22 protein-coding genes and 2 riboswitches are annotated in these 22,714 nt (G+C 37.8%); of the genes, 1 reads left to right on the plus strand and 21 read right to left on the minus strand.

The features are described 5' to 3' along the window. Positions 1-9: 9 nt before the first annotated feature. The 10 genes from eutA to IGK70_RS07315 form a co-directional block, all read right to left on the minus strand. A complete protein-coding gene (eutA, locus tag IGK70_RS07270) occupies positions 10-1,458 on the minus strand; it encodes an ethanolamine ammonia-lyase reactivating factor EutA (protein ID WP_104855557.1) in 1,449 nt (482 codons plus the stop codon). A 66-nt stretch (positions 1,459-1,524) separates the two neighbouring features. Beyond that, positions 1,525-2,958: a sensor histidine kinase gene (locus IGK70_RS07275; RefSeq protein ID WP_002357504.1), complete on the minus strand. Its 1,434-nt coding sequence runs from the start codon at positions 2,956-2,958 to the stop codon at positions 1,525-1,527. Continuing rightward, positions 2,959-3,531: an ANTAR domain-containing response regulator gene (locus IGK70_RS07280; protein WP_002357503.1), complete on the minus strand. Its 573-nt coding sequence runs from the start codon at positions 3,529-3,531 to the stop codon at positions 2,959-2,961. It abuts the gene before it with no gap. Between the two features lie 27 nt (positions 3,532-3,558). Then, positions 3,559-3,906, minus strand: coding sequence for an ethanolamine utilization microcompartment protein EutS (eutS, locus tag IGK70_RS07285; protein WP_002345864.1), 348 nt, complete (start codon positions 3,904-3,906; stop codon positions 3,559-3,561). Between the two features lie 159 nt (positions 3,907-4,065). Then, entirely contained in the window at positions 4,066-5,196 is a 1,131-nt protein-coding gene (locus IGK70_RS07290) for a 1-propanol dehydrogenase PduQ (protein ID WP_104855556.1), read from the minus strand. 292 nt (positions 5,197-5,488) lie between these two features. Next, positions 5,489-5,638: riboswitch (adenosylcobalamin (AdoCbl) riboswitch) on the minus strand. Between the two features lie 44 nt (positions 5,639-5,682). Continuing rightward, positions 5,683-6,264 carry a cob(I)yrinic acid a,c-diamide adenosyltransferase gene (locus IGK70_RS07295; protein WP_002360247.1) on the minus strand — a complete coding sequence of 194 codons (582 nt, stop codon included), beginning with the start codon at positions 6,262-6,264 and terminating at the stop codon, positions 5,683-5,685. Then, positions 6,261-6,704, minus strand: a complete 444-nt coding sequence (locus tag IGK70_RS07300) for a EutP/PduV family microcompartment system protein (RefSeq protein WP_002363995.1) — start codon at positions 6,702-6,704, stop codon at positions 6,261-6,263. The genes IGK70_RS07295 and IGK70_RS07300 overlap by 4 nt, the downstream gene beginning before the upstream one ends. Before the next feature lie 141 nt (positions 6,705-6,845). Next, positions 6,846-7,613 carry an ABC transporter ATP-binding protein gene (locus tag IGK70_RS07305; protein WP_002357498.1) on the minus strand — a complete coding sequence of 256 codons (768 nt, stop codon included), beginning with the start codon at positions 7,611-7,613 and terminating at the stop codon, positions 6,846-6,848. Beyond that, entirely contained in the window at positions 7,610-8,617 is a 1,008-nt protein-coding gene (locus tag IGK70_RS07310; RefSeq protein ID WP_002381878.1) for a FecCD family ABC transporter permease, read from the minus strand. The genes IGK70_RS07305 and IGK70_RS07310 overlap by 4 nt, the downstream gene beginning before the upstream one ends. Further along, positions 8,610-9,638: an ABC transporter substrate-binding protein gene (locus tag IGK70_RS07315; protein ID WP_002396310.1), complete on the minus strand. Its 1,029-nt coding sequence runs from the start codon at positions 9,636-9,638 to the stop codon at positions 8,610-8,612. Before IGK70_RS07315 ends, IGK70_RS07310 begins: the two co-directional genes overlap by 8 nt. Positions 9,639-9,756: 118 nt before the next feature. Then, a riboswitch (cobalamin riboswitch) is annotated at positions 9,757-9,916 on the minus strand. A gap of 205 nt (positions 9,917-10,121) precedes the next feature. Between IGK70_RS07315 and plsY the strand changes: the two genes are divergently transcribed. Next, positions 10,122-10,751 (plus strand): glycerol-3-phosphate 1-O-acyltransferase PlsY, encoded by a 630-nt coding sequence (plsY, locus tag IGK70_RS07320; RefSeq protein ID WP_002360243.1) that lies wholly within the window; start codon positions 10,122-10,124, stop codon positions 10,749-10,751. A 41-nt stretch (positions 10,752-10,792) separates the two neighbouring features. On the opposite strand, the gene IGK70_RS07325 is transcribed toward plsY, so the two are convergent. The 11 genes from IGK70_RS07325 to ylqF all read right to left on the minus strand — a co-directional run bounded on the left by IGK70_RS07325 (position 10,793) and on the right by ylqF (position 22,589). Then, entirely contained in the window at positions 10,793-11,668 is an 876-nt protein-coding gene (locus IGK70_RS07325) for an aldose 1-epimerase family protein (protein ID WP_002381877.1), read from the minus strand. Between the two features lie 33 nt (positions 11,669-11,701). Next, positions 11,702-12,484 carry a GTP-sensing pleiotropic transcriptional regulator CodY gene (codY, locus tag IGK70_RS07330; protein ID WP_002357492.1) on the minus strand — a complete coding sequence of 261 codons (783 nt, stop codon included), beginning with the start codon at positions 12,482-12,484 and terminating at the stop codon, positions 11,702-11,704. A gap of 20 nt (positions 12,485-12,504) precedes the next feature. Beyond that, positions 12,505-13,908 carry an ATP-dependent protease ATPase subunit HslU gene (gene hslU, locus IGK70_RS07335; RefSeq protein WP_002381876.1) on the minus strand — a complete coding sequence of 468 codons (1,404 nt, stop codon included), beginning with the start codon at positions 13,906-13,908 and terminating at the stop codon, positions 12,505-12,507. Positions 13,909-13,922: 14 nt separating this feature from the next. After that, positions 13,923-14,471 carry an HslVU peptidase proteolytic subunit gene (gene hslV, locus IGK70_RS07340; protein ID WP_002357489.1) on the minus strand — a complete coding sequence of 183 codons (549 nt, stop codon included), beginning with the start codon at positions 14,469-14,471 and terminating at the stop codon, positions 13,923-13,925. A gap of 28 nt (positions 14,472-14,499) precedes the next feature. Next, complete coding sequence (xerC, locus tag IGK70_RS07345) at positions 14,500-15,399, minus strand: tyrosine recombinase XerC (RefSeq protein WP_002381875.1); 900 nt, start codon at positions 15,397-15,399, stop codon at positions 14,500-14,502. Positions 15,400-15,610: 211 nt separating this feature from the next. After that, positions 15,611-16,918 carry an FADH(2)-oxidizing methylenetetrahydrofolate--tRNA-(uracil(54)-C(5))-methyltransferase TrmFO gene (gene trmFO / locus IGK70_RS07350; RefSeq protein WP_071981443.1) on the minus strand — a complete coding sequence of 436 codons (1,308 nt, stop codon included), beginning with the start codon at positions 16,916-16,918 and terminating at the stop codon, positions 15,611-15,613. A 107-nt stretch (positions 16,919-17,025) separates the two neighbouring features. Then, positions 17,026-19,104 carry a type I DNA topoisomerase gene (gene topA, locus IGK70_RS07355; protein ID WP_002357484.1) on the minus strand — a complete coding sequence of 693 codons (2,079 nt, stop codon included), beginning with the start codon at positions 19,102-19,104 and terminating at the stop codon, positions 17,026-17,028. A 196-nt stretch (positions 19,105-19,300) separates the two neighbouring features. Beyond that, positions 19,301-19,954 (minus strand): CPBP family intramembrane glutamic endopeptidase, encoded by a 654-nt coding sequence (locus IGK70_RS07360; protein ID WP_002381873.1) that lies wholly within the window; start codon positions 19,952-19,954, stop codon positions 19,301-19,303. A 90-nt stretch (positions 19,955-20,044) separates the two neighbouring features. Continuing rightward, positions 20,045-20,908: a DNA-processing protein DprA gene (gene dprA, locus IGK70_RS07365; RefSeq protein WP_002393384.1), complete on the minus strand. Its 864-nt coding sequence runs from the start codon at positions 20,906-20,908 to the stop codon at positions 20,045-20,047. A gap of 60 nt (positions 20,909-20,968) precedes the next feature. Then, on the minus strand, positions 20,969-21,736 hold the full coding sequence (locus tag IGK70_RS07370; RefSeq protein ID WP_002408462.1) for a ribonuclease HII: 768 nt from the start codon (positions 21,734-21,736) through the stop codon (positions 20,969-20,971). A 1-nt stretch (position 21,737) separates the two neighbouring features. After that, entirely contained in the window at positions 21,738-22,589 is an 852-nt protein-coding gene (ylqF, locus tag IGK70_RS07375) for a ribosome biogenesis GTPase YlqF (RefSeq protein ID WP_071981444.1), read from the minus strand. Between the last annotated feature and the right edge of the window lie 125 nt (positions 22,590-22,714).

The raw sequence follows: 22,714 nt of genomic DNA on the forward strand, positions 1-22,714 counted from the left end.
CGCTCCTTTTTAATTAAATACTAAGGTCTTAACAATGACTGGAAGGACGGCTCCTTCTGCCACTGGTAAACCGATATCTACATAATCACCGTTTTCTACTTTGACCGAATCAAGACAGATAAACGGATAGTCTTTTGGCAGATGGGCACTTAAGGCATGCCCTAAAGCTTTCGCCATGTCTTCATCCACCATAACAATAATGGGAATTTGTTCAGCAACTAAACTAGCTAATCCTTCCACAATCCCTTGACCATAGCGTTGAATATCAGCAAATGTTGGATTGCTCATGCCTCTAATTGCTAGGGCAATCTGGGGTGTTTCTTCAATACGATGCCAATTGAGTTTTTCTTGGATTCGCTGGCCTAATTCTGTCACAGTAAGGGTTTCATCCTCTTGCGCTAATTTTAGAATTGGGATATTTTTTACCGGCAAAATTTGCTCACGATAAGCGATCGTACTTCCGCTAATTTCAGCAGTATGTGAACCTGCTCCGACGACCGTCGCTCGGATTGTTTCTGCGCTTTCTAAGACTTCTTTTTCCGAAAAAATCAGTGACTTTCTCAGATATTTTCCTAAAAGCAAGCCGATGTCCCCATATTTAAAGAGACTCGTACTTGTCGTATTTAAGCAATCAGCCACACCACCAGAAAATGTTACAATTGGTAATTCCTCACCTTTTCGTAGTGGATGGTTGGTTACTAATAACTGGTAGAACGGACTTTGTGTCCCCAAGCCAATGCTATTTTCTAACACGGCAACTAATTCCGAAATAATTGGCAGTAAGTTTTGTTCGGTGGCTTGGTCACCAAGGTGCAAGGTTAGCCCTTTTTTATTTATAATTTCTTGAATCTTCGGAGCTATATAGGTGATTTTTTGTTGTTGATCTAATTTAATTAAGCGTCCGCCAATGTCAAAACAAGCCGTGTCAATCACTTCACCATCTTTAAAGACAGCTAAATTTGTCGTTCCACCACCAATGTCTAAATTAACCACTGGTTTGCGTTTCGTCTCAGAATAAGTTTGAGCCCCAGCGCCTTTCCCAGCAATGATACTTTCTAAATCAGGACCAGCCGTAGCAACGACAAAATCACCTGCATAGCCACTAAGTGCTCGTAGCACATTGTTGGCATTGCTTTTTCGAGCAGTTTCACCTGTGATAATTACCGCACCCATTTGAATATCTTGTTTATGAATACCTGCTTGGCGATATTGCTCCGCTACAAACGCTTTGATAGGTTCTGCATCAATTTCTGATTGGTTAAGTAAGGGTGTAAAGATAATGTCACTTCGGTAAATGACTTTTTTATCAGAAATGCTGATACGTGGTACTGTAAACGCAGAGGCAAAATTTTCAACAGTTAATTCTGACAAGACTAATTGGGTTGTAGACGTCCCTAAATCAATCCCTACGGTTAAAAGTGTTTCCTTCGACATCGCCTGACTCGCCTCCTTTTGCATACAAAAAGGCACTTAAAGAATCGTTAGAAAATTTCTTTCTACTTTTCTTTAAGCGCCTTTGCTTAATCAATGAACAACATCACTGGTGTTCTGTTCGAAATAGAAACAGGTTTTAGTTCCCTGTTTATTGGATTCAATTGTAATTTTTCCTTTTAATTTATCTTTTACGTAGCTTTTGACAATCATCAAACCTAAACTGGTCTCGTTACTTTGATGAACGTCATAGCCTTTACCATTATCTGTAACAGTAATGGTAATCATTTTATTATCTAATGTTCCACTAAGTTTAACAACGCCACTTGTTTGTGGCTCAAATGCGTGATCAAAAATGTTTTGTAATAGTTCGTTGACAACAAGGGAAATGGTGACCATTTGTTCGCTAGAAACCATAATGGCTGGATCAACATCCATCATCATCTCAATGGGTTGTGCGCCTTGAAAAAGATGTCTAAAATTATACATCACTGCTTCCAATGTTTGCCGTAAAGCAACGTCATCTTTGACTTGTTTTGACAGCAATTCATGGGTGGCTGCAATCGCCATAATTCGATTGACACTTTCATGAAGGACTTTCTTTGCTTCGGGGCTTTGCGTTCGCCGTTCTTGAATACGCAATAAGGAAACCACCGATTGCAAGTTATTTTTAACACGATGATGAATTTCACGAATCGCAACAGATTTGGAAATAATTTCCGCTTCTTTTTCTTTAAATTCTGTATTGTCTTGAATAATCATAATCAGTTGTTCTTCTGATGCCAACCACACTTTCCGAACCTTAAAATAATAATTAAGGTAGGTCGTTTTGCTTTCAATTGGTTGATTACTCATTTTATATTTCATTTGATACAACACATATTCAAAAGTTGTATAATCGATGGACAAATTGTCATAGCTCATTCCAATGATATTATCCCGATAACCAAGTTTGCGATAAAGCTCTTGTGCATTGTGATTGGTAATTAATAAGTGACCCGCCGCATCAAAAATCAAAACGGCTTCTGCCAATTGATCAATAAATAATGCGTCGACTTGACTAGTTGATTTCGCTACTTTTGCTAACTGGCAGTTATTTAGCTCCTCTTTTTGTAAGTCCGCTTGAATCTCTTCATCTGCCGCAATCTCGACAATAATGACACCAATCGTTCGATGTTCATTGCGAATGGGATAGATATTTTGCTTAATCAAACGATTTTCCTGAGTCACTGCTAACAAACCAATGCTATTTAAGCTAGTTTGCATGGTACGCAGAACACCAGGTTCATTTTTTAATAAAGCTTCCATCCCGACGACATCTCCGCTATATAAAGAAGTTGTCTTCGCAGGCGGCTTATGATAAACGACTAGTGCTTGCTGTGACATTTCCTTATACACATCAATAAAAACATCTGCACTTTGATAGAGTGTCGTCGAAGAAAGATAACGTGCTGTACGTTGTAATTCTTTAATGTCTGATTCTGAAAGATTGGTATATTGGTGACATAATTGCTCTAATCGTTTCATTTATTCATCATCCATTACAATCAATTCTGCAATTTCACTCATACGTGCGCGTTTGTTCATACTTAACGTACGCAACATTTGGTAGGCTTCTTCTTCCGATATATGATTTTCTTTTACAAGAATACCTTTGGCTTTTTCGATAATTTTACGTTCTTCTAATTTTAAACTTAATTTATCGATTTGATTTAGTAACAGCTGCGTTTGTTTGCCTCGTTCAATGCTCATTTCAATTGTAGGTATTAATGATTTTTCATCTAGAGGTTTAACTAAATAACCCAGTGCGCCTAATTTTTTAGCCTTGTCCGTATTTTGTACGTCACTGTATGCAGATAAAAAGACAATACTACTGGCTAGTTGGTCTTGAACAATTTTTTTACCTGCTTTTAGACCATCTAAAATTGGCATTTGAATGTCCATTAATACTAGGTCAGGTTGTGTTTTTTTACATACTTCAATTGCTTCAAAACCATCGGCTGCTTCACCGACTACTTCGTACCCTGCTTCTATCACAATATCACGAATATCGAGTCTCGTAATAGGTTCATCATCGACTATTACAATTCGTCCATCCATTTTCTTCACGCCCTTGTCCTTTCAACGCTATGTTCTGGTAATTTTACAAGTTACAGAAAAGTTTAAAATCTGTTGTAAACCTTCAATCACCGCTTGTAAGGCTGCTTCCACTGAGCTTACGTCACCAGAAATGACTACCGATCCAGAAAAACGATCAATAAAACCGATTTGGATATCTCCGCTTTTAGTCGCAATATCAACAGCGATAATTGCCGCTTCGCTCGGAGTGATTGTCAAAATACCTAGTGCATTGCTGGTGCCTTCTGGCAACCCTAATTTTGTATAAATTTCTTTATTAGGACTAGCAATGATGTGCGCTAACGTTACTTGTTTCCCAGGAACATATTCTTGAATCATTCGTTGTTTTTCTTCCAACCAGACTCGCTCCTTTAATTTAGCAAATAAAAAATCCTCAATAAAAAACGTAAAGGTTCCACTTTCGCTTTCTACTAAGGAGCTTCTTTGCTCTTAAATTTTGAAGCACGCCGTTGTGCTACCCACATTATATGTTATCGATTTCATCCTGTCAATCGCTTATAAGATAGAATTTAAAATTTTTGTCACTTCTGCTGCTGTTGGTTGGACAGGATTTGTTTTGGTGCAGCCATCCATCAATGCGCCTTCAGCTATTTTTGGGATCGCAGCTTGGACTTCTTCTTTTGGTAAACCATAATCACTAAAAGTGGCAGGCATGTTTAATTTTTGACGGAGTTGCTTGATTTGTCGAATAAATTGTTGAACACCAATCCGTGCATTGGTTGTCTGTGTATCATTTAGACAATTTGCTAACTGCGCATAACGTTTAGCTGTTGGTTCGTTGGTGACTTTGCCATTCGCTAAGCCACTGTTATATGCAATGACTTCAGGTAAGAGCATTGCATTCATTCGTCCATGTGGCACATGTAAACGCGCACCGGCCGCATGAGCAATACCGTGATTCAAGCCTAACGAAGTAACATTAAACGCCATCCCTGCCATACATGAAGCTAAATGCATATTTTCACGGGCTTGTTGGTTGCTACCCTGATTAAAGGCTATTTCTAAATTGTCGAATACCAGGCGAACGACTTTTTCGCACAACGCATCTGAAATCGGATTTGCTTCTGTTGAAACATACGCTTCAATAACATGCGTTAAGACGTCCATTCCTGTATCCGCTGTGATTTTTGGTGGGACACTCATCACTAAATTTGTATCTAAAATCGCAATTTCTGGTTGAATTTCATCCGTTACAAGCGGGATTTTGGTGCCAGTTTCAGCAACCGTAATCACTGAAAAATTCGTAACTTCTGAACCAGTTCCACTAGTTGTAGGAACCGCAATAAACTCAGCAATCTGAGTTTGCAAAGTACGTTTGCCAAAAAATTTCATTGCTTTGGCCGCATCAATAGCGGATCCCCCACCTAAAGCTAATATCGTATCTCCTTGAAATGTCGCTAAATTCTTAATTCCCGCAGCAATCTTATCAATTGGTGGATCGGGGATGATATCACTAAAAATTTGCCATTCACTTTTTGTTAAATGCTTTGTCACTTCATTCACAAATCCAGAGTCAACCATGAATGGATCTGTGACAATGAAAACACGTCTATCATGAAGTGTTTCCAAATTGGCTAATGCGCCTTCTCCTACCCATAGTTCGGTAGGGAAATGAATTGTTTTCATCTCAATTCCTCCTTAATAAAATACAAAAAGACACTTCAAACAAACGAAAAATCATCTGTCTGAAGCGTCTTTGCTTCCTTATGTATACGCCATTGTACACGAAACCTTATCCATAGAGTACAACGCCTTTAATTAATTGTCAATAAAAAAAGGGAATATAGCAGTACGTCATTGTACCTGAAATCTCCTTCAACATTGAAAGACCAGCCCAAAATTCCCAAAAGCACTTCCTCGTGCCATTAATTGGATTAATACAAATATCTTGGGCTGGATTTTCAACACAAGCGTTGTTAAGAAACATCCTGTTTTGCCTCGAAACAGCATGCCCAATAATGAAAAAATGAAAAGACCTGACTTAAAAGCAACCTTGCTTCTTCACAGTGGCGGGACCGTGCCAGATTCTCACTGGCTTCCATTCATATTTTTCATAAAATATTCGTTTAATCTATCTGAAATTTACCATAAGTTTTTTAGAAAAGCAACTGTTTACAATCCATCTTCTTTAATTTTATGGAAAACCTTTTCGCTTCGTTCATAAAAAACATCAGGTCGTTGTGCTTGAACATTTAAATAGCGAGCCAACGCATAAAAATAATCTGATAAACGATTGGTAAAAATTAATACCTCTTCGTTAATTTTGGCTGTCCAATTTAAACGAACAATGATGCGTTCTGCGCGCCGTGCAATCGTCCGAGCCACATGAACCATACTGGCTGCTGGGGTTCCGCCAGGTAAAATAAAACGATCAATATCTGGTGATTGTGCAGTGTAGAAATCAATCCGCTGTTCTAGCCAATGGACACTTTCCTTTTGTAATTTAAATGGTCGTTGTGCTTCAATCGGTGTTGACAAATCTGTTCCCGCATCAAAAAGTAAATGTTGTAAAGCTTCTAGTTCTTCTTTAATTTCTTGATTTTCTTGTGGAAGTTGGCTGATAATATAGCCCACCCAAGAATTCAATTCATCAATCGTTCCATAACTTTCAACTCGATCAGAATCCTTAGCGACGGTTGAGCTGCCGACTAATTTCGTCATTCCCTTATCGCCAGTTTTTGTATAAATTTTCATTCTGCTTCATCCTCCTCTAAATAATCTACTAATTCTTGCAAGCCAATTTTTTCAACAGAAGAAATTTCAAAAATTCTTGTTGCACCCGCACTTTTTAATTGTTGCCGAACAATCTCTAACTGCTGAGAATCTTGTGCTAAATCAATCTTGGTTAAAATACCAATGATTTCTTTCGGGAAAATACTACCAAATCCTGGTGAAAAAACTTGTTGTGTTTCTACAGCACTTTGAACCAAACCGATCACATCTGCTTCTGCCGCTGTGACGTTTAACGCATTATAATATTGCCGATGCAAAATAAACTCGCCCGGTGTATCAATCATTTCTGTATGAAATTCCACCGCCTGTGTTTTATCATAAATTAATTCTTTGCCTTGCAGAGCTTGACATAACGTGGTTTTGCCACACCCGATAGCTCCCATTAAAATGATTCGTTTCATCGCTACCTCCATAAAAAAGGAGCCCAAAGCAAGTACCATCACGTACTTAGTCTTGGGCTCCTTTGCCGATTTGTTAAAACACACCATTGTGTTTCTGATTCTTTGCCTTTATCTTACCTGTTTCCAAAAAACTTGTCAAAATTATTGAATAGTTTCCCAAACTTTATGTTGTTTCTGAAAATATGAGACAATATCTGTTTCAAAAATTGTTTGTAAAAATTCTTTGGAAGCCAACGTTTGAAAATCACCTTGCGCGGCCACTTTCCCTTGCTTCATAAACACAATTTTTTCACTTAGCGTTAACGCTAAACGGATATCATGAAACACCCCGATTAACGTTTTCCCTTCTTGCGCACTCCACTCATTTAACTGCTGAATCAATTCTTGTTGATACCGAATATCCAAATGATTATTGGGTTCATCCAATAAAATAATTTCTGGATCTTGTACAAATAATTTAGCCAAAAATACTCGTTGTTGTTGTCCTCCTGAAAGCTGATTGACAACTTTATCTTTTAAAGGCAATAAACCCGTGCGTTCTAAATAATAAAGGACTCGTTCTTTTTCTTGTTTAGAAACAATAGGTAAAAAACGTTGTGCTTGTTGTCGATACGCCCCCATCAAAACTGTTTCGTAAACCGTATAATCAAAAGCAACTGTCGTGAATTGACTCATCATCGCTACTTTCGTTGCCAATTCCTTCCGCTTTTGTCCATGAACTTCTTGACCATCAATTAAAACAGAACCACTATAAGGGACAAGTCCGGCAATCGTTTTTAAAAGTGTCGTTTTACCGCAACCATTTGGACCTAAAATACAAGTTTTACTACCTGTCGGAAAAACGAGGGAAATATCTTTTAAAATGGGGGTTTGTTGGAGTGTTACAGCTGTTTTTTTTAATTCAATCATGCAGCAACGCCCCTTTTTTTAAAGTAAATATACAAGAAGAATGGCGCTCCAATCAAGGCTGTTACGGCCCCGATGGGAATTTCTCTTGGTGATAAAATCGTGCGGGCAATTGTGTCCCCTATTACCATGATGGTCCCACCTAAGATTGCTGAACCAGGAATCAGCCAGCGATGAGTCGCCCCTAGATAGCGACGGACAATATGTGGTGCTATTAAATCAACAAAACCAATCACACCGACAAATGAAACCGCACTTCCTGCTAGTAAACTAGCCAAAAGAATAATGCGTAGTTTTGCTGTTTTGACTTCTACTCCCGCTAACATCGCATGTTCTTCTCCTAAGCCAAGAACATCCAATGCGTTGGCATCAAACCAAAGAAACAGACTGCTGACAAGCAAGATTGGACAATAAATAGCAATTTTTTGCCAATTACTGCCAGAAAAACTACCCATTTGCCAAAAGACTAATTGTTTCAAATAATCTTGGAAAAGTGCTGTAATCAACGTCAAAATAGCACCGACAAACAAGGTCATAATCATCCCCACTAAAACAACTGTTTGATTGGACATTTGACTATCCATTGTTTGCGTAAATAACAAAACTAAAAAGACCGTTGCTAAGCCAAAGATAAAACCAGTTAAAGGCAATAAAAATGCCCCTAAGATCGAAGCAGTTACTCCAGTTACCATGATTAACGCAGCGCCTAAGGATGCTCCCGCTGATACGCCCAAAGTATACGAAGAAGCTAAAGGATTACCTAAGAGCGATTGCATCACCGTGCCACTTACTGCTAAGCCTGCGCCCACGAGATAGGCCATCACGACACGCGGTAACCGAACATTCCAGATGATTCCCTCTAAAATCCCGTCTTCTGAAACCGTCTTTTTCACTAAAATTTGAAGCAAATCCGTAAACGAAATCTGAACACTTCCAATTTTAATACCCAAAAAGAGCATGCTCATACTGATCAAGAGCATCAGTATGAGACACGTTTTTTTACTCATCTTTTAAATCCTTATATTCCTCTGGATAAACAGCTTTTGCCATTTGTTTTAATGCTTTGGTAATGTGGTTATTTGGTAAAGAGCTAGACATGTTATCAATTTCGAAAACTTCTTTGTTTTGAACTGCTGGAACGCTTTCCCAGTTTTTACGAGCTAAAATTTCTTTGGCGGGATCTTTCATATAGTTAACATTGGTTAAAATGACTTCTGGTTTTGCAGCAATGGCCGCTTCTTCTGTCACTGGTAACCAGCCTTTTTCATTTGCCAAAACATTTTTTGCCCCAATTGTTTCAATCATTTCATTTAAAAATGTCCCATTACCAAAACTATAAATGTCTGGTAAGGCAGCTACTTCAAACAAAACAGTTTTTGGTTTTTTAATAGTTTTCCCAATTTTGGCTACTTCGTCGATTTCTTGATCCATTGTTTTGATTAACTTTTGTCCTTTTTCATGTTCAGATAAGCTATCCGCGATGAATTGGACGTCTTCTTTGATTGCTTTGATACTTGTACTAGTGGGGATGTTAACGACTGTAATTCCAGCATCTTCCACTTGTTTCCAAACACTTTCTGAGCTAGCTAAATTGATGTCATTCACATAAACAATTTGTGGTTTCAAGGCAATCAATTTTTCTGCATCGACAGCCATCATATCCATTTGTGGTAATTTTTTTAAATCAGTCATCATTGTGCTACTTTGAGTATCAACTGCGATTAATTGGTCGGTTTTACCTAAGTCTTCAATCACTTCTGTTGTTGATGGTACTAGGGAAATAATTTTGTTTGCTTCTTTGGGTAAAGTAATTTCTTTGCCGCTACGGTCTTTGGTTGGTAACGTTACTTCTGTTTTTTCAGAAGAGGTAGTTGCTTTCTTTTCCTGTTTGCCACACCCTGCTAAGCCAAGTGTTGCTACTAAGCCTAAAGTCATCATTGTTAAGGTAAATTTTTTCATTTTTTCATCCTCGCATTCGTCTATTTTATTTTGGGGAAAATTTTCTGAAATGAACCTCCTTTGTCTCAACGTCAAAACAATACAAAAAAACCACTTTTTTCTCCAATAGAAAAAAAGCAGTCACTTAACTATGCTAATGATATACTCAGCCAGTTATCTTCAAAGCCCCTTCTTTTTCCTACAAAAGAATGATTAGACTTATCAAGCCGGTATCCTGACTTAGCTTCTTCTTACTCCCAATCCTTCCAGAATAATCTGTGGTCTTATTGGTTTCATCCACCATACAGTAGGTAGGTCTGTAGAGGATTCGCACCTCTTTCCCTGACACTTCATAAGTACATATATATTGTATCTTCGTTGATAACTAATTTTCAAACCAGTGATTAGACGTCTTTGTCTAATGACACACATTTATTATAACGGTTATCAACCATTTGTCAACGCTTCCTCAAGCAAAAGAAAAACTTTTCTTGTTTTAGTTATTAGACGTTGTTCCGTTTTTCTATTCATGATAAAATAAATCCTAGTTTGAATAAGAAAGAGGTTAACTTGATGAAAATCGTCATTTTGTTACTTGTTGCCTATTTATTAGGTTCGATTCCCTCAGGTGTTTGGATTGGCAAACTTTTCTTTAAAAAAGATATACGCCAATTTGGGAGTGGGAATACAGGAACAACCAATACATTTCGTGTCTTAGGGAAACCTGCCGGAATCACGGTATTATTAATGGATATCTTGAAAGGAACGTTAGCCACTTCATTACCCTATTTGTTTGGTTTACAAGGCGTGAACCCACTCTTCTTTGGGGTAGCAGCTGTTTTAGGGCATACCTTCCCTATTTTTGCCAATTTCAAAGGTGGTAAAGCCGTAGCCACTAGCGCTGGCATGTTATTAGCATACAGCCCCACATTTTTTATTTATTCTGCTCTTATTTTTGTGATTTGTCTGTATCTAACCAGTATGGTGAGTTTAACAAGTATGATTAGCGCTGTACTAATTACACTTTCTACTATTATTTTGCCTTTCACTGTCCCAGCTATTTTACCAACATTTAACTGGTTATTAACCGTGATTGCGATTGCTTTGACTACTTTTATCTTTGTCCGTCATCGTGAAAACATTCAGCGAATTAAAAATGGAACAGAAAGTCGCCTCTCTTTTGGCTTACGTGCAAAAAAATAAAGAAAAAGGCTGTGAACAAATAATGTTCACAGCCTTTTTCTTTATTTTACACTAATCATATACTGTGTTTTAAATAGTTCGTTAGCTGGTAACTTATTGATGCCAAATTTTTCAGCAAGTTGGCCAGTTGCGTCGACAGCATCAGCAATCCCGCACCAAGGTTCGATACAGACAAAAGGCGCTTCTTTCGGTGTCGGTGACCAAATCCCCACAAAAGGCATTTCTGGATAACTCAAAGTGACTTGATGGTCACTTTCGTCTGTGGCAATCGTAATTGCTGTTTGACCTTTTGTTTCAAAAATCATTGCATCATTTTCAAATAATTGATGCGTTAAGTCAAAGCTGGTATTCGTTTGGGCTAGCGTTTTATTCGCTAAATCAATAAACGGGCCTGCTAAGGGAATTTGTGTCCGTGATTTTTTAGGTGAAAAACTTAGATAATAATCTTCAAACGTTAGTGAAGATTCTAAAGGTACATTAAAGGCTGGATGACCACCAATCCCAAAATACATCTCTTCTTTCCCTGTATTTTCTACTTGGTAGTTTACAGTCAATTCTTGGTATTCTAATGTATAAGTAATCACTAGTTCAAAATCAAAAGGATACTTCTTCTTGGTTTCTTTTGTTGATTTTAGTGAAAAAGAAACTTCTTCTCCACCTTTTTCAATCACATCAAATACTTGATCACGAGCAAAACCATGTTGAGTTAAATGATACGCTTGATTTTGGTACATATACGTATCTTCTTTTAGACGACCGACAATCGGAAAAAGTACGGGCGCATGGCGGGCCCAAAATTCAGGATTTCCTTGCCAAATATATTCAATGCCGGTTTCTTTTGATTGTAAACTTACTAATTCTGCTCCTTCTTCAGCAAATGTTGCGATTAGAAATTCATTTTCAATTTGTACAGTCATTGCGTTGTCCTCCTAGTTGATACGAGCAATTGCTTATTTTTCCAACTCTTTAATAAATTGTTGATTTAATACTTTTAAATAAGTCCCTTTCATACCAAGAGAACGTGATTCAATAATTCCAGCTGATTCTAATTTTCTTAAGGCATTCACAATTACGGAACGAGTAATGCCTATTTCGTCTGCAATACTTGAAGCGGTTAAACGACCTTCTTCGCCATCTAAGGCTTCAAAAATAGCATGGACGGCTTTTAATTCACTATAGGAAAGAGTGTTGATGGCCATTTGCACGGCAGTCGCACTGCGAACTTCTGCTTCAATTGTTCTGGATTGATGATACAAAATTTGCATGCCGACAACGGTCGCACTATATTCAGCTAACACTAAATCATCCTCGTTAAAGGATTTTTCAACACGCGCTAAAATAATCGTACCCAAGCGTTTGCCAGCACCGTACAAAGGCACAATAGTGGTTAACCCAAACGGATACAGCTCTCGTGATTCAAAAGGAAATGCAGTTAAATCACTGTCTATTGGAATATTGGCTTCGGTTACTTTGAGCATATCCACGGCCTCGGTGTATCCTTGAGGAAATTTTTTCTCTTTAAACATATTTTTGATACGGGCATTATTAACATCTAATTTTTCAGTATACCCCAACAAATCCCCTGAACTGCTAATAATATACGCATTACTTTCTAAAATATCCCCTAAAATCATTGCCATTTTGTTGTACGGAAGTTCTGCTTGTACGTCAAACAGATTATTTTTTTGCAAAAGCTCGTTCACTTGACGTGTTTTTTCTAATAATGTAGCCATCTTTTCTCCTCCAGCCTTTTTTATAAGATGTAACGACTTAAATCTTCATTTTGAACAATGTCATTCAATTTTTCATTGACATATGCTTCGGTAATCGTAATTTCACCCATTTGCATATCTGGTGCTTCATATAATAAATCTTCTAATAAACGTTCTAAAATTGTGTGTAAACGACGCGCCCCAATATTATCTGTATCACGGTTTACATCATAAGCGATGTGTGCTAACCGTTCAATTGCTTCTTTGGTAAAGATGACTGAAACATTTTCTGTACCGATTAATGCTACATATTGTTTAATTAAAGCATTGTTTGGCTCAGTTAAGATACTTACGAAGTCATCAGCCGTTAAATCATCTAATTCAACTCGAATTGGGAAGCGGCCTTGTAATTCTGGAATCAAGTCACTTGGTTTTGACAAGTGGAAAGCACCTGAAGCGATAAATAAAATGTGATCCGTTTGTAAAGGACCATACTTCGTGTTAACTTGAGAGCCTTCAACAATCGGCAAAATGTCTCTTTGTACTCCTTCACGAGAGACTTCGCCCGAATTTTGTTGACTTTTAGAGGTGATTTTATCAATCTCATCGATAAAAATAATTCCGCTTGATTCAGCTAAACGAATCGCTTCACTATGGATATCAGCGTCATTGACAATTTTTGCTGATTCTTCTTTCACTAATAATTCTTGTGCTTCTTTCACCGTTACAGTACGTTCGATTTTTTTCTTTGGTGACAGAGCGCCTAACGTTTCATTTAAGTCGATACCCATTTGTTCTAGGCCATTGTTCATAGCTGGCATCGTTTTCTTCGGTTCTTCAATTTCAATTGTTACTTCACGATTATCTAATAGACCTTTTTCCAGCTGTTCCAAAATTGTTCGGCGATTCGTTCGAATATCTTCCGTTACTTCTTCTTGTGCTTCTTGCTGTTGCTGAGCCATGTTAAACATGTTCATCATTTGTTCAAATTGATTACCGCCAACCTGTTTTTGTTCTTTTTTAATTCCAGGCACTAATACTTTGACTAAACGTTGATTGGCCTTTTTTAACGCTTGCGCATACACGCGACTGTATTGTTGTTTTTCAACAATTTGGATCGCATTTTCTACTAAATCCCGAACCATTGATTCGACATCCCGACCGACATAGCCTACTTCTGTAAATTTGGTTGCTTCAACTTTTACAAAAGGCGCATTGACAATTTTTGCGAGACGACGAGCAATCTCAGTTTTACCAACACCTGTTGGTCCAATCATTAGTAAGTTTTTAGGCGTAATATCTTGTTGCATATTTTCTTCTAATTGCAAGCGACGATAGCGGTTACGTAAAGCTACCGCCACTGATTTTTTGGCAGCTTGCTGTCCAACAATATATTGATCTAGTTCTTTGACTATTTCTTTTGGTGTTTTGTTTAATTCATTCATGGATTTTCCCTCGCTTATAATTCTTCTACAATGATATTATGATTCGTAAATACACAGATATCTGCAGCAATATTTAAGGCATTTTTAGCAATCTCTTTCGCTGGCATTTCTTTATCACCAAAGTTTTTCATGGCTCTTGCAGCGGACAAAGCAAAATTACCGCCAGAACCAATTGCTAAAATACCATCGTCTGGTGTAATGACTTCCCCAGTTCCTGAAACTAAGAGCATTTCTTCCTTATTCATCACAATCAGCATAGCTTCTAATTTTTGCATAGACTGTTGTGTACGCCACTCTTGGGCTAACTCAACCGCAGCTCTCGTTAAGTTTCCGTTGTATTCATTTAATTTTCCTTCAAACTTTTCTTCTAATGTAAAGGCATCTGCCACACTCCCTGCAAAACCGACAACGACTTCATCATTGTAAATACGGCGCACTTTTTTGGCCGTACCTTTCATAACGACAGATTCGCCCATTGTTACTTGGCCGTCACCAGCCATTGCAAATTTTCCATCTTTTTCGACTGCACAAATTGTTGTAGAGTGAAATTGTGATTCAACCATTATTGTTCCTCCTAGACGTTTACCTCCATTATGCACGAGGATGAAACGTTCGATAATTTTTTTGTAAACTTTCTTTTGTCACATGCGCATATATCTGAGTTGTTGATAAATTAGCATGTCCTAATAATTCTTGAACTGTCCGCATATCGGCGCCATTATTTAATAAGTGTGTCGCAAATGTATGGCGTAACATGTGGGGATGAATTTCCGCATTTAATGAACTTTTTTTAATTAGTTGGTTTAAGACATATTCAATCCCTGTTGGCGTGATTTGTTCACCATGATGATTAACAAAGACATACGGATGTTTTTTTTGATATTTTGTCATTAATAGCGCGCGGCCATTCTCTAAGTAATCCTTTAAGGCGTCTTGTGCAAATGAACCAAAAGGCACATAGCGATCTTTATTTCCTTTTCCGTGAACCAATAAAACAGAAGCTTGAAAGTCAACTGCGTCCACCGTTAAGTTCGCACATTCACTGACCCGAATACCAGTCCCATACAGAACTTCTAGCAACGCTTTATTTCTCAAATCAAGCGGTTGCTCCCCTTGTGCGCTCTCAAATAATGCATCCATTTCTTTTTCATAAAAAAAACGGGGCAACCGTAACTGTTTCTTTTTCATATGAACATAGGAAAAAGGATTCTCTTGGATTGCTTCATTTTTTAATAAGAATTGATAAAAAGAACGCAAACTGGCAATTTTTCGACTAATCGAATTGCGGCTATATTCCTGATCGTATAATTCGCTCAAATAAGCCCGAACATCCAAATGTTCCACAGTCAAATAATTGTCATTACCTGAAGTCTTTAAAAAAGAAAAAAAATGTTGTATATCTTCTTGATATGCTTTTTTTGTTTTTTCTGAATAGCCTCTTTCGACAATAAGATAACGAGCAAATAACTCAGGCCAATTCTTTTCTTCCATGTGATAGCCCTCCTCATTCGATTACAAAGTAACTTTAGCATAACCTTTTTCAAAAGACAATTAAGTTGTCAGAATTTAATCAATATTTCTAAATATGTTCACAATTTTAACTATTCTTTAGCTTTTGTTATTTTTTTCTAAAAATTAAAAGACTGAGTATCATCGCATTTCTTAGCAATGATGCTCAGTCTTTTCTCATATTTTTTCTAATTTAGTCTAAAGATTGGATAACTTGAGCTTGAACATCTAAGGCCCGATTAGCAATCGCTTCATAGCGTTCTTTTTTGTCACGAATTCGTTCAGGTAACTCTGGGAAAAGCCCAAAGTTTGCATTCATTGGTTGGAAATGTTTGCCTTCTGCATGTGTAATATAATAAGCCATACTTCCTAAAGTCGTTTCGCGAGGGACTTCAATCGGCTCTTCCCCTTTGGCAAGACGAGCTGCGTTAATACCTGCGAGTAAACCACTTGCCGCGCTTTCAACATATCCTTCAACACCAGTCATTTGTCCAGCAAAAAACAGATCGTCACGTTTTTTTGATTGGTAGGTTGGTTTTAGCAACTCTGGAGAATTCATAAAACTATTACGGTGCATGACGCCATAGCGAACAAATTCAGCATTTTCTAATCCCGGAATCATACGGAATACTCGTTTTTGTTCACCCCATTTTAAATGCGTTTGGAAACCAACAATATTGTATAAAGAAGCTGCAGCATTGTCTTGACGTAATTGAATTACAGCATAAGGGCGTTTACCTGTTTTAGGGTCTTCTAGTCCGACAGGTTTCATTGGGCCAAACAACATGGTTTTAATGCCACGTTGCGCCATTACTTCGATGGGCATACAGCCTTCGAAAAACTTCTCTTTTTCAAACGTGCGTAAAGGAACCACTTCTGCATTGACTAGCGCTTCATGAAAAGCATTGAACTCTTCTTCAGTCATCGGACAATTTAAGTAAGCCGCTTCCCCCTTGTTATAACGAGATTTTAAATAAACTTTATCCATGTCAATTGTTGATTTATCAATAATTGGTGCTGCTGCATCGTAAAAATAAAAGCCTTCAGAACCATTAAATTCTTGAATTTTTTGAGATAAGCTTTCAGAGGTTAAGGGACCCGTTGCAATAATTACAATCCCTTCCGGAATATCAGTGATTTCTTCATTTTTGATTGTAATTAATGGATGACTTTTAATTTTTTCAGTGATTGTTTCAGAAAAAGAATCACGGTCAACTGCTAAGGCGCCGCCAGCTGGTACAGCGGTTTGATCTGCACTACCAATAATGATTGAATTTAAACGGCGCATTTCTTCTTTCAAAACACCTACCGCATTGGTTAAACTATTTCCACGTAATGAATTAGAACAAACTAACTCTGCAAAATTTTCTGTTTGATGCGCTGGTGTCTTTTTGACAGGGCGCATTTCATATAAATCAACTGGTACGCCAGCATTGGCCACTTGCCATGCCGCTTCACTTCCGGCTAAACCGGCACCAATAATTGTGACTTTTTTTGTCATGTATAAAAATTCCTTTCTATGTCAAGAAGTTAAGAGCTGTCTCTTACAAACTCAATTCATTTTACTAAAAGAGAAGACCGAAGTAAATTCTTCGGTCTCAATTTTTCTTATTTTTGGACGTTTTCTTCATAATCGCCATTGATACAAACGACTTGTTTGCCGCCTTTAACTTTTTTCTCTACTAAATATTGCCCACATTTTGGACATGGTCGGCCTACTGGTTTGTCCCAAGAAGTGAAGTCACACTCTGGGTACCGACTACAGCCATAGAAAATCCGATTTTTCTTTGATTTGCGTTCGATAACTTGCCCTTCGTGACACACAGGACACGTCACGCCAATTTCTTTGACAATCGCTTTTGTATTCCGACAATCTGGGAAATTACTACATGCATAAAATTTCCCGTAGCGACCCAGTTTAATCACCATTGGATGTCCACATAGTTCGCAGTCAAAACCTGCTGGTTCATCTTTAATTTGGATTTTTTCAATCTTTTCTTCGGCATTTGTTAATTCTTTTTCGAAGGGCTTGTAGAAGCGATCGACAACTTCAACCCATTTTTCTTGGCCTTCACCGACTTTATCTAGGTCCGTTTCCATTGTCGCTGTAAAATGTGTATCGACAATTTGTGGGAAAAACTCTGAAACTAGGGAATTCACAATTTCACCTAATTCCGTTGGTTCAAACCGTTTATTCGTTAGCTTCACGTAATAACGCCGTTGAATGGTTTCTAATGTTGGCGCATATGTTGATGGTCGGCCCACACCATTTTCTTCTAAAGTCCGGATTAACGTGGCTTCACTAAAACGAGCCGGTGGTTGAGTAAAGTGTTGTTTCGGTTCGATATCGACCGATTTAACAACGTCACCTTCCACTAATTCAGGTAAAATATTTTCCTTGTCCTCTTTACCATCATCGCGTCCTTCAACATATACTTGCATAAACCCTTTAAATTTCACTTTGGAGCCATTGGCAATAAACGTTACGCCGTTTTGTTGAAGCGTGACCTTCATGGTATCTAAAATCGCTGGTGTCATTTGACTAGCAACAAAGCGCGACCAAATAAGAGTATATAATTTTAATTGATCTTTATCTAAATACTTCTTCATTTCATCGGGTGTTCTTAAAACGCTTGACGGACGAACCGCTTCATGGGCATCTTGTGCACCTTGCGTATTTTTTGCTTTGCGGCCGCCATGTGCTGAGAACTCATCTCCGTAGGTCTTTTCAATGAATTCAGCAGCTTCTGCTTTGGCGGAATCAGCAATTCTGGTTGAGTCTGTACGCATGTAGGTAATCAGCCCCACAGTGCCTTGTTTCCCTAAAGCAATTCCCTCATACAATTGTTGCGCAACCATCATGGTTTTACGGGTACGGAAATTTAATTTACGTGCCGCTTCTTGTTGTAAACTACTGGTTGTAAAAGGTAATGCAGGATTACGTTTCCGTTCTTTTTTCTCAACTTTTGTAACATCGTAATCTTTACCGTCAATTCGAGAAGTGATTTCTTTCACCGCTTCTGCATTTGGTAATTTTTTCTTTTTACCATCTACGCCCCAGAAATTTGCTTTGAATTTCTTGCGACCTTTTTGGAAATTCCCATCAATGCTCCAATATTCTTCAGGTTTAAATTCTCGAATTTCATTTTCTCGATCAATAATCATTTTTAAAGCAACAGATTGCACACGACCAGCACTCAAGCCTTTTTTGACTTTACGCCATAAAATAGGACTAATCGAGTATCCAACTAAACGGTCTAAAATGCGCCGTGCTTGTTGTGCATCAACTAAATCAACGTTGATGGTTCTAGGTTCTTTAAATGCCGCTTTTACCGCTTCTTTAGTGATCTCATTGAATACCACACGGTTTTTATCTTTTAAATCAAGGCCAAGAAGATAAGCTAAATGCCAAGCAATTGCTTCACCTTCTCGGTCCGGATCGGCTGCGAGATAGACTTTTTCCGCTTTTTTTGCAGCAGCTTTTAAACTTTTGATGACATCGCCTTTTCCGCGAATCGAAATATAATGAGGTTCATAATTATTTTCAATATCAATCCCCATTTTACTTTTTGGTAAATCGCGAATGTGACCAACACTGGCAACCACCTTGTAGTTTCTTCCTAGATATTTTTCAATTGTTTTGGCTTTGGCAGGTGATTCTACAATCACGAGATACTTATAGGCCATTCAATTAGCTCCTTTCGCGTTCGCTTTCCTACTATATAATATATGTAAAAAAATATGTAAAAAACGCACAAATCGTAATACATCATATGCTATATAGAATAGGTTTGTCAAGACTAGGCTTTCTAACATTTCTGTCATTTCTGTTTGACTGTCCGAATTTATAAATAAAAAATGCCTATGATTTGTAGATTTTATCCTAAAGCATTAAAATACCCAAAACATTCCAAATAAAATGAGTCAAGACAGCAGCTTCAAAGCGACCCGTGCGTAGATAGACCCAACTTAAAGCTAAACCCATGCCCCAATAAATAACAAAACTACCTATATCTGTGGGTGTGTGTACAAGTGCAAATAAAATAGAAGAAACGAGTATTCCTATTTTTGAAGCTGGCTTGAAAAACGCTTGAATCCCGACACGAAAAATTCCCTCTTCAAAAATTGGTCCAATCACACCTGCAAAAATAAGTATAAGCCCTTTAGGAATGGCTTGAACAATTTCTTCAACACTTTGTTGGTTAGAGGTCGTCTCTAGTCCTTCCAGACGTAATAAGAAATCACCAAGTATTCCCACACAAAAGATTATCACCAAACCTAACAAGACCACTGGCAAGGTTTCTTTGATTCCTAAAAAAGTCCAAGTTATGAGCTTTTTCTTTTTCAAAAAAACAACAAATAGATAGACGAAATAGGCACCAAGTCCAACAGCCACTAATCCACTAACAAAGCGAAACCAAAAGTTTTCTGTAGAAACTTGAACAACTGAGACCATCATCAAAGGAATTTGATCCAAAACCAAAAAGCCCAGTAGCTGCATACCAAACAACCATCTTTTTCTAACAACCGTTTCCATTTAGACACTCCTAACTAACAACCAAAAGATTAAAATCTGATTAAATAGTACCGAAGTGAACGTAGGTTGTCAATTCACAATTAGTAAAAGTCACAATTCTTCACAAATATCATCAATTGTCTGAACACATTTAGCGCCGTCCTGAATCAATTCATGGCAGCCTGTTGAAAAAGACTGGAAAATACTTCCCGGCACGGCAAATACCTCGCGCCCGTAATCCATCGCCGCTTGTGCAGTAATTAAAGAGCCACTATTCTTACGAGCTTCCATCACGCAGACCCCTAAAGATAATCCAGCAATAATGCGATTACGTGCAGGAAAATGATATTTTTTCGGCCCACTCCCATTCACATATTCTGTTAAAACAAGCTGATTCTGCTTCATAGTTTGCTGTAATTCTTTCTTTTCGTACGGATAATATACATCTAATCCAGTGCCTAAAATTCCAATTGTCTGACCCCCGCTCTGGATGGCCATCTCATGGCTACGACTATCGATACCTTTGGCAAGACCGCTGACGATTGTGAACCCTTCTTTGACTATTTTAGGAACCAGAGCTTCAGTCACTCTTAACCCATACGAAGTGGCATAGCGAGCGCCGACGATGCCAATTTTCCTTCTGCTTAACAATTGTAAATTTCCTCTATAAAAAAGAATTGCTGGTGGATTATAAATTTCTCGTAATAATTTAGGATAGACGGCATCTAAAATTGTCATAAATTGGTGTTGGCATTGTCGTATATATAACGCTTCACTATGAATCGTATGGTGTAACCAAGATTGTTCAAATAATTCACGATATTTCTTGATTTCAGCAATTCTAATAATTTCTGTACTGGAAAAATCAACACGCTTTTGTGCGATAGCTTCTTGTAATACTTTTAAGATACCTAAATTGCCAATTCCTTGGCATACTGCTAATTTAAATAATAATTGTCGTTGTAAAATTTCCAACAAAAAACACCTCTTTCACATCTTCTTAAAATAAGAATACGTAAAAAAAGTGTTTTATTTTTAAATCATATCTTTTATTGGCGCAAACGTACGTCGATGAATGGGTGTTACACCGTATTTTTCTAACCCGAGAAGATGTTCTTTTGTTCCATAGCCTGCATTGTTTTTAAATCCGTATCCAGGATATAATTCATCATATTCTTCCATTAATCGATCTCTTGTTACTTTTGCAATAATACTGGCTGCTGCAATTGAAATGGACCGTGCATCCCCTTTAATCAAACTTTCTTGTGGTTGGGGAACGTCTAACTGCATTGCATCAATTAATAAATAATCTGGTGTAAAAGCTAAATCGTCAATTGCCATTTTCATCGCTTGTTTAGTTGCTTGATAAATATTAATCTGATCAATGACTCCTTGATCAGCGATACCTAACCCGATAGCGACAGCCTGTTCTTGAATCTGGTTATATAACGTTTCCCGTTTTTTAGCAGATAGCTTTTTTGAATCATTTAAGCCTAATAATTGACAATCCTTCGGTAAAATAACTGCAGCTGTCACAACAGGACCAGCTAATGGTCCGCGGCCTACTTCATCAATTCCCGCAATTAAACGATGGCCTTTTTTATAGGCCGCTTCCTCAAATTGACTCATTTCTTTAAAAAGTTGCCACTCTTGTTCTTTGGCTAACTGGCGACGTTCCCATTGTTTGATCGCTTGTTGCACTCCTGAACGTTCATCTTCTCGCCAGCTTGCTAATCGTTCATCGGTTGCATCAGTGACAGTTAACAACGCTTCTTTGATTGCCTGAATCGACTCTTTTGCCATGTTATTCGTCTCCTAGTTCTTCCCAGCGGTCCAAAGTATACGTACCTAATTTTCCACTGCGAATTTCTAAAATAATCATTTCGCTGGCTCGATTATAATCATCTCTAAAACCACGTTTTTGGCTAATTAACATCAACTGTTCTGGAGCAGGTAAAAATAGCTCTTCCTCTGTTAAACTATATCGTTCCGTCAAACGTTGCGGATAAAAACGTGCAAAAAATTCTAATCCATAAATCGCCAAATCATCTAAATGCAATAATTGATCTTTTATAGCGCCAGTTAAAGCTAATTTTTTCCCAATTTCTTCATCTTCAAATTTTGGCCAAAGAATTCCTGGTGTATCCAGTAATTCCAATTGGGAACCAGAGCGTAACCATTGTTGTCCTTTTGTCACACCTGGCTTGTTCCCAGTTTGCGCAATTTTTTTTCCGACTAAACGATTCATTAAGGTTGACTTACCAACATTGGGGATCCCAATACACATGGCGCGAATCGCACGCGGTTTCAAGCCTTTCGCCTGTTCACGAGCCAATTTTTCTTTTAACGCTTCCTTGGCTGCTGGCACAATTTTATTGATTCCTTTATTTTGTTGGGCATTGATGACTAGGGTTTGGTATCCTTTCTTTTGAAAGTAATGTTGCCATTTTTTATTTTGGTCGTTATCTGCTAAGTCCCCTTTATTTAAAAGGACTAATCGTGGTTTTTGTTGGACAATTTGGTCCATCATTGGGTTACGGGAAGAAAGCGGTAACCGCGCATCAACTAGTTCAAATACAATATCGACATATTTGATTTTTTCAGAAACTTCTCTTCTTGCTTTGGCCATATGGCCGGGAAACCATTGAATGGTCATAATCTGTTCAAATCCCTTCTTTAACACATTGTTTCTTTGATTCAATTCTTCAACGAGTCCTGTGTTCCGCGTAGATTCTTGCGAAAAAACACCTTCTCTAGTTTAACATATTTTTCACGGATTTG

The sequence above is a fragment of the Enterococcus sp. DIV0358 genome, assembly GCF_051713465.1.
GTDB lineage: Bacteria > Bacillota > Bacilli > Lactobacillales > Enterococcaceae > Enterococcus > Enterococcus faecalis.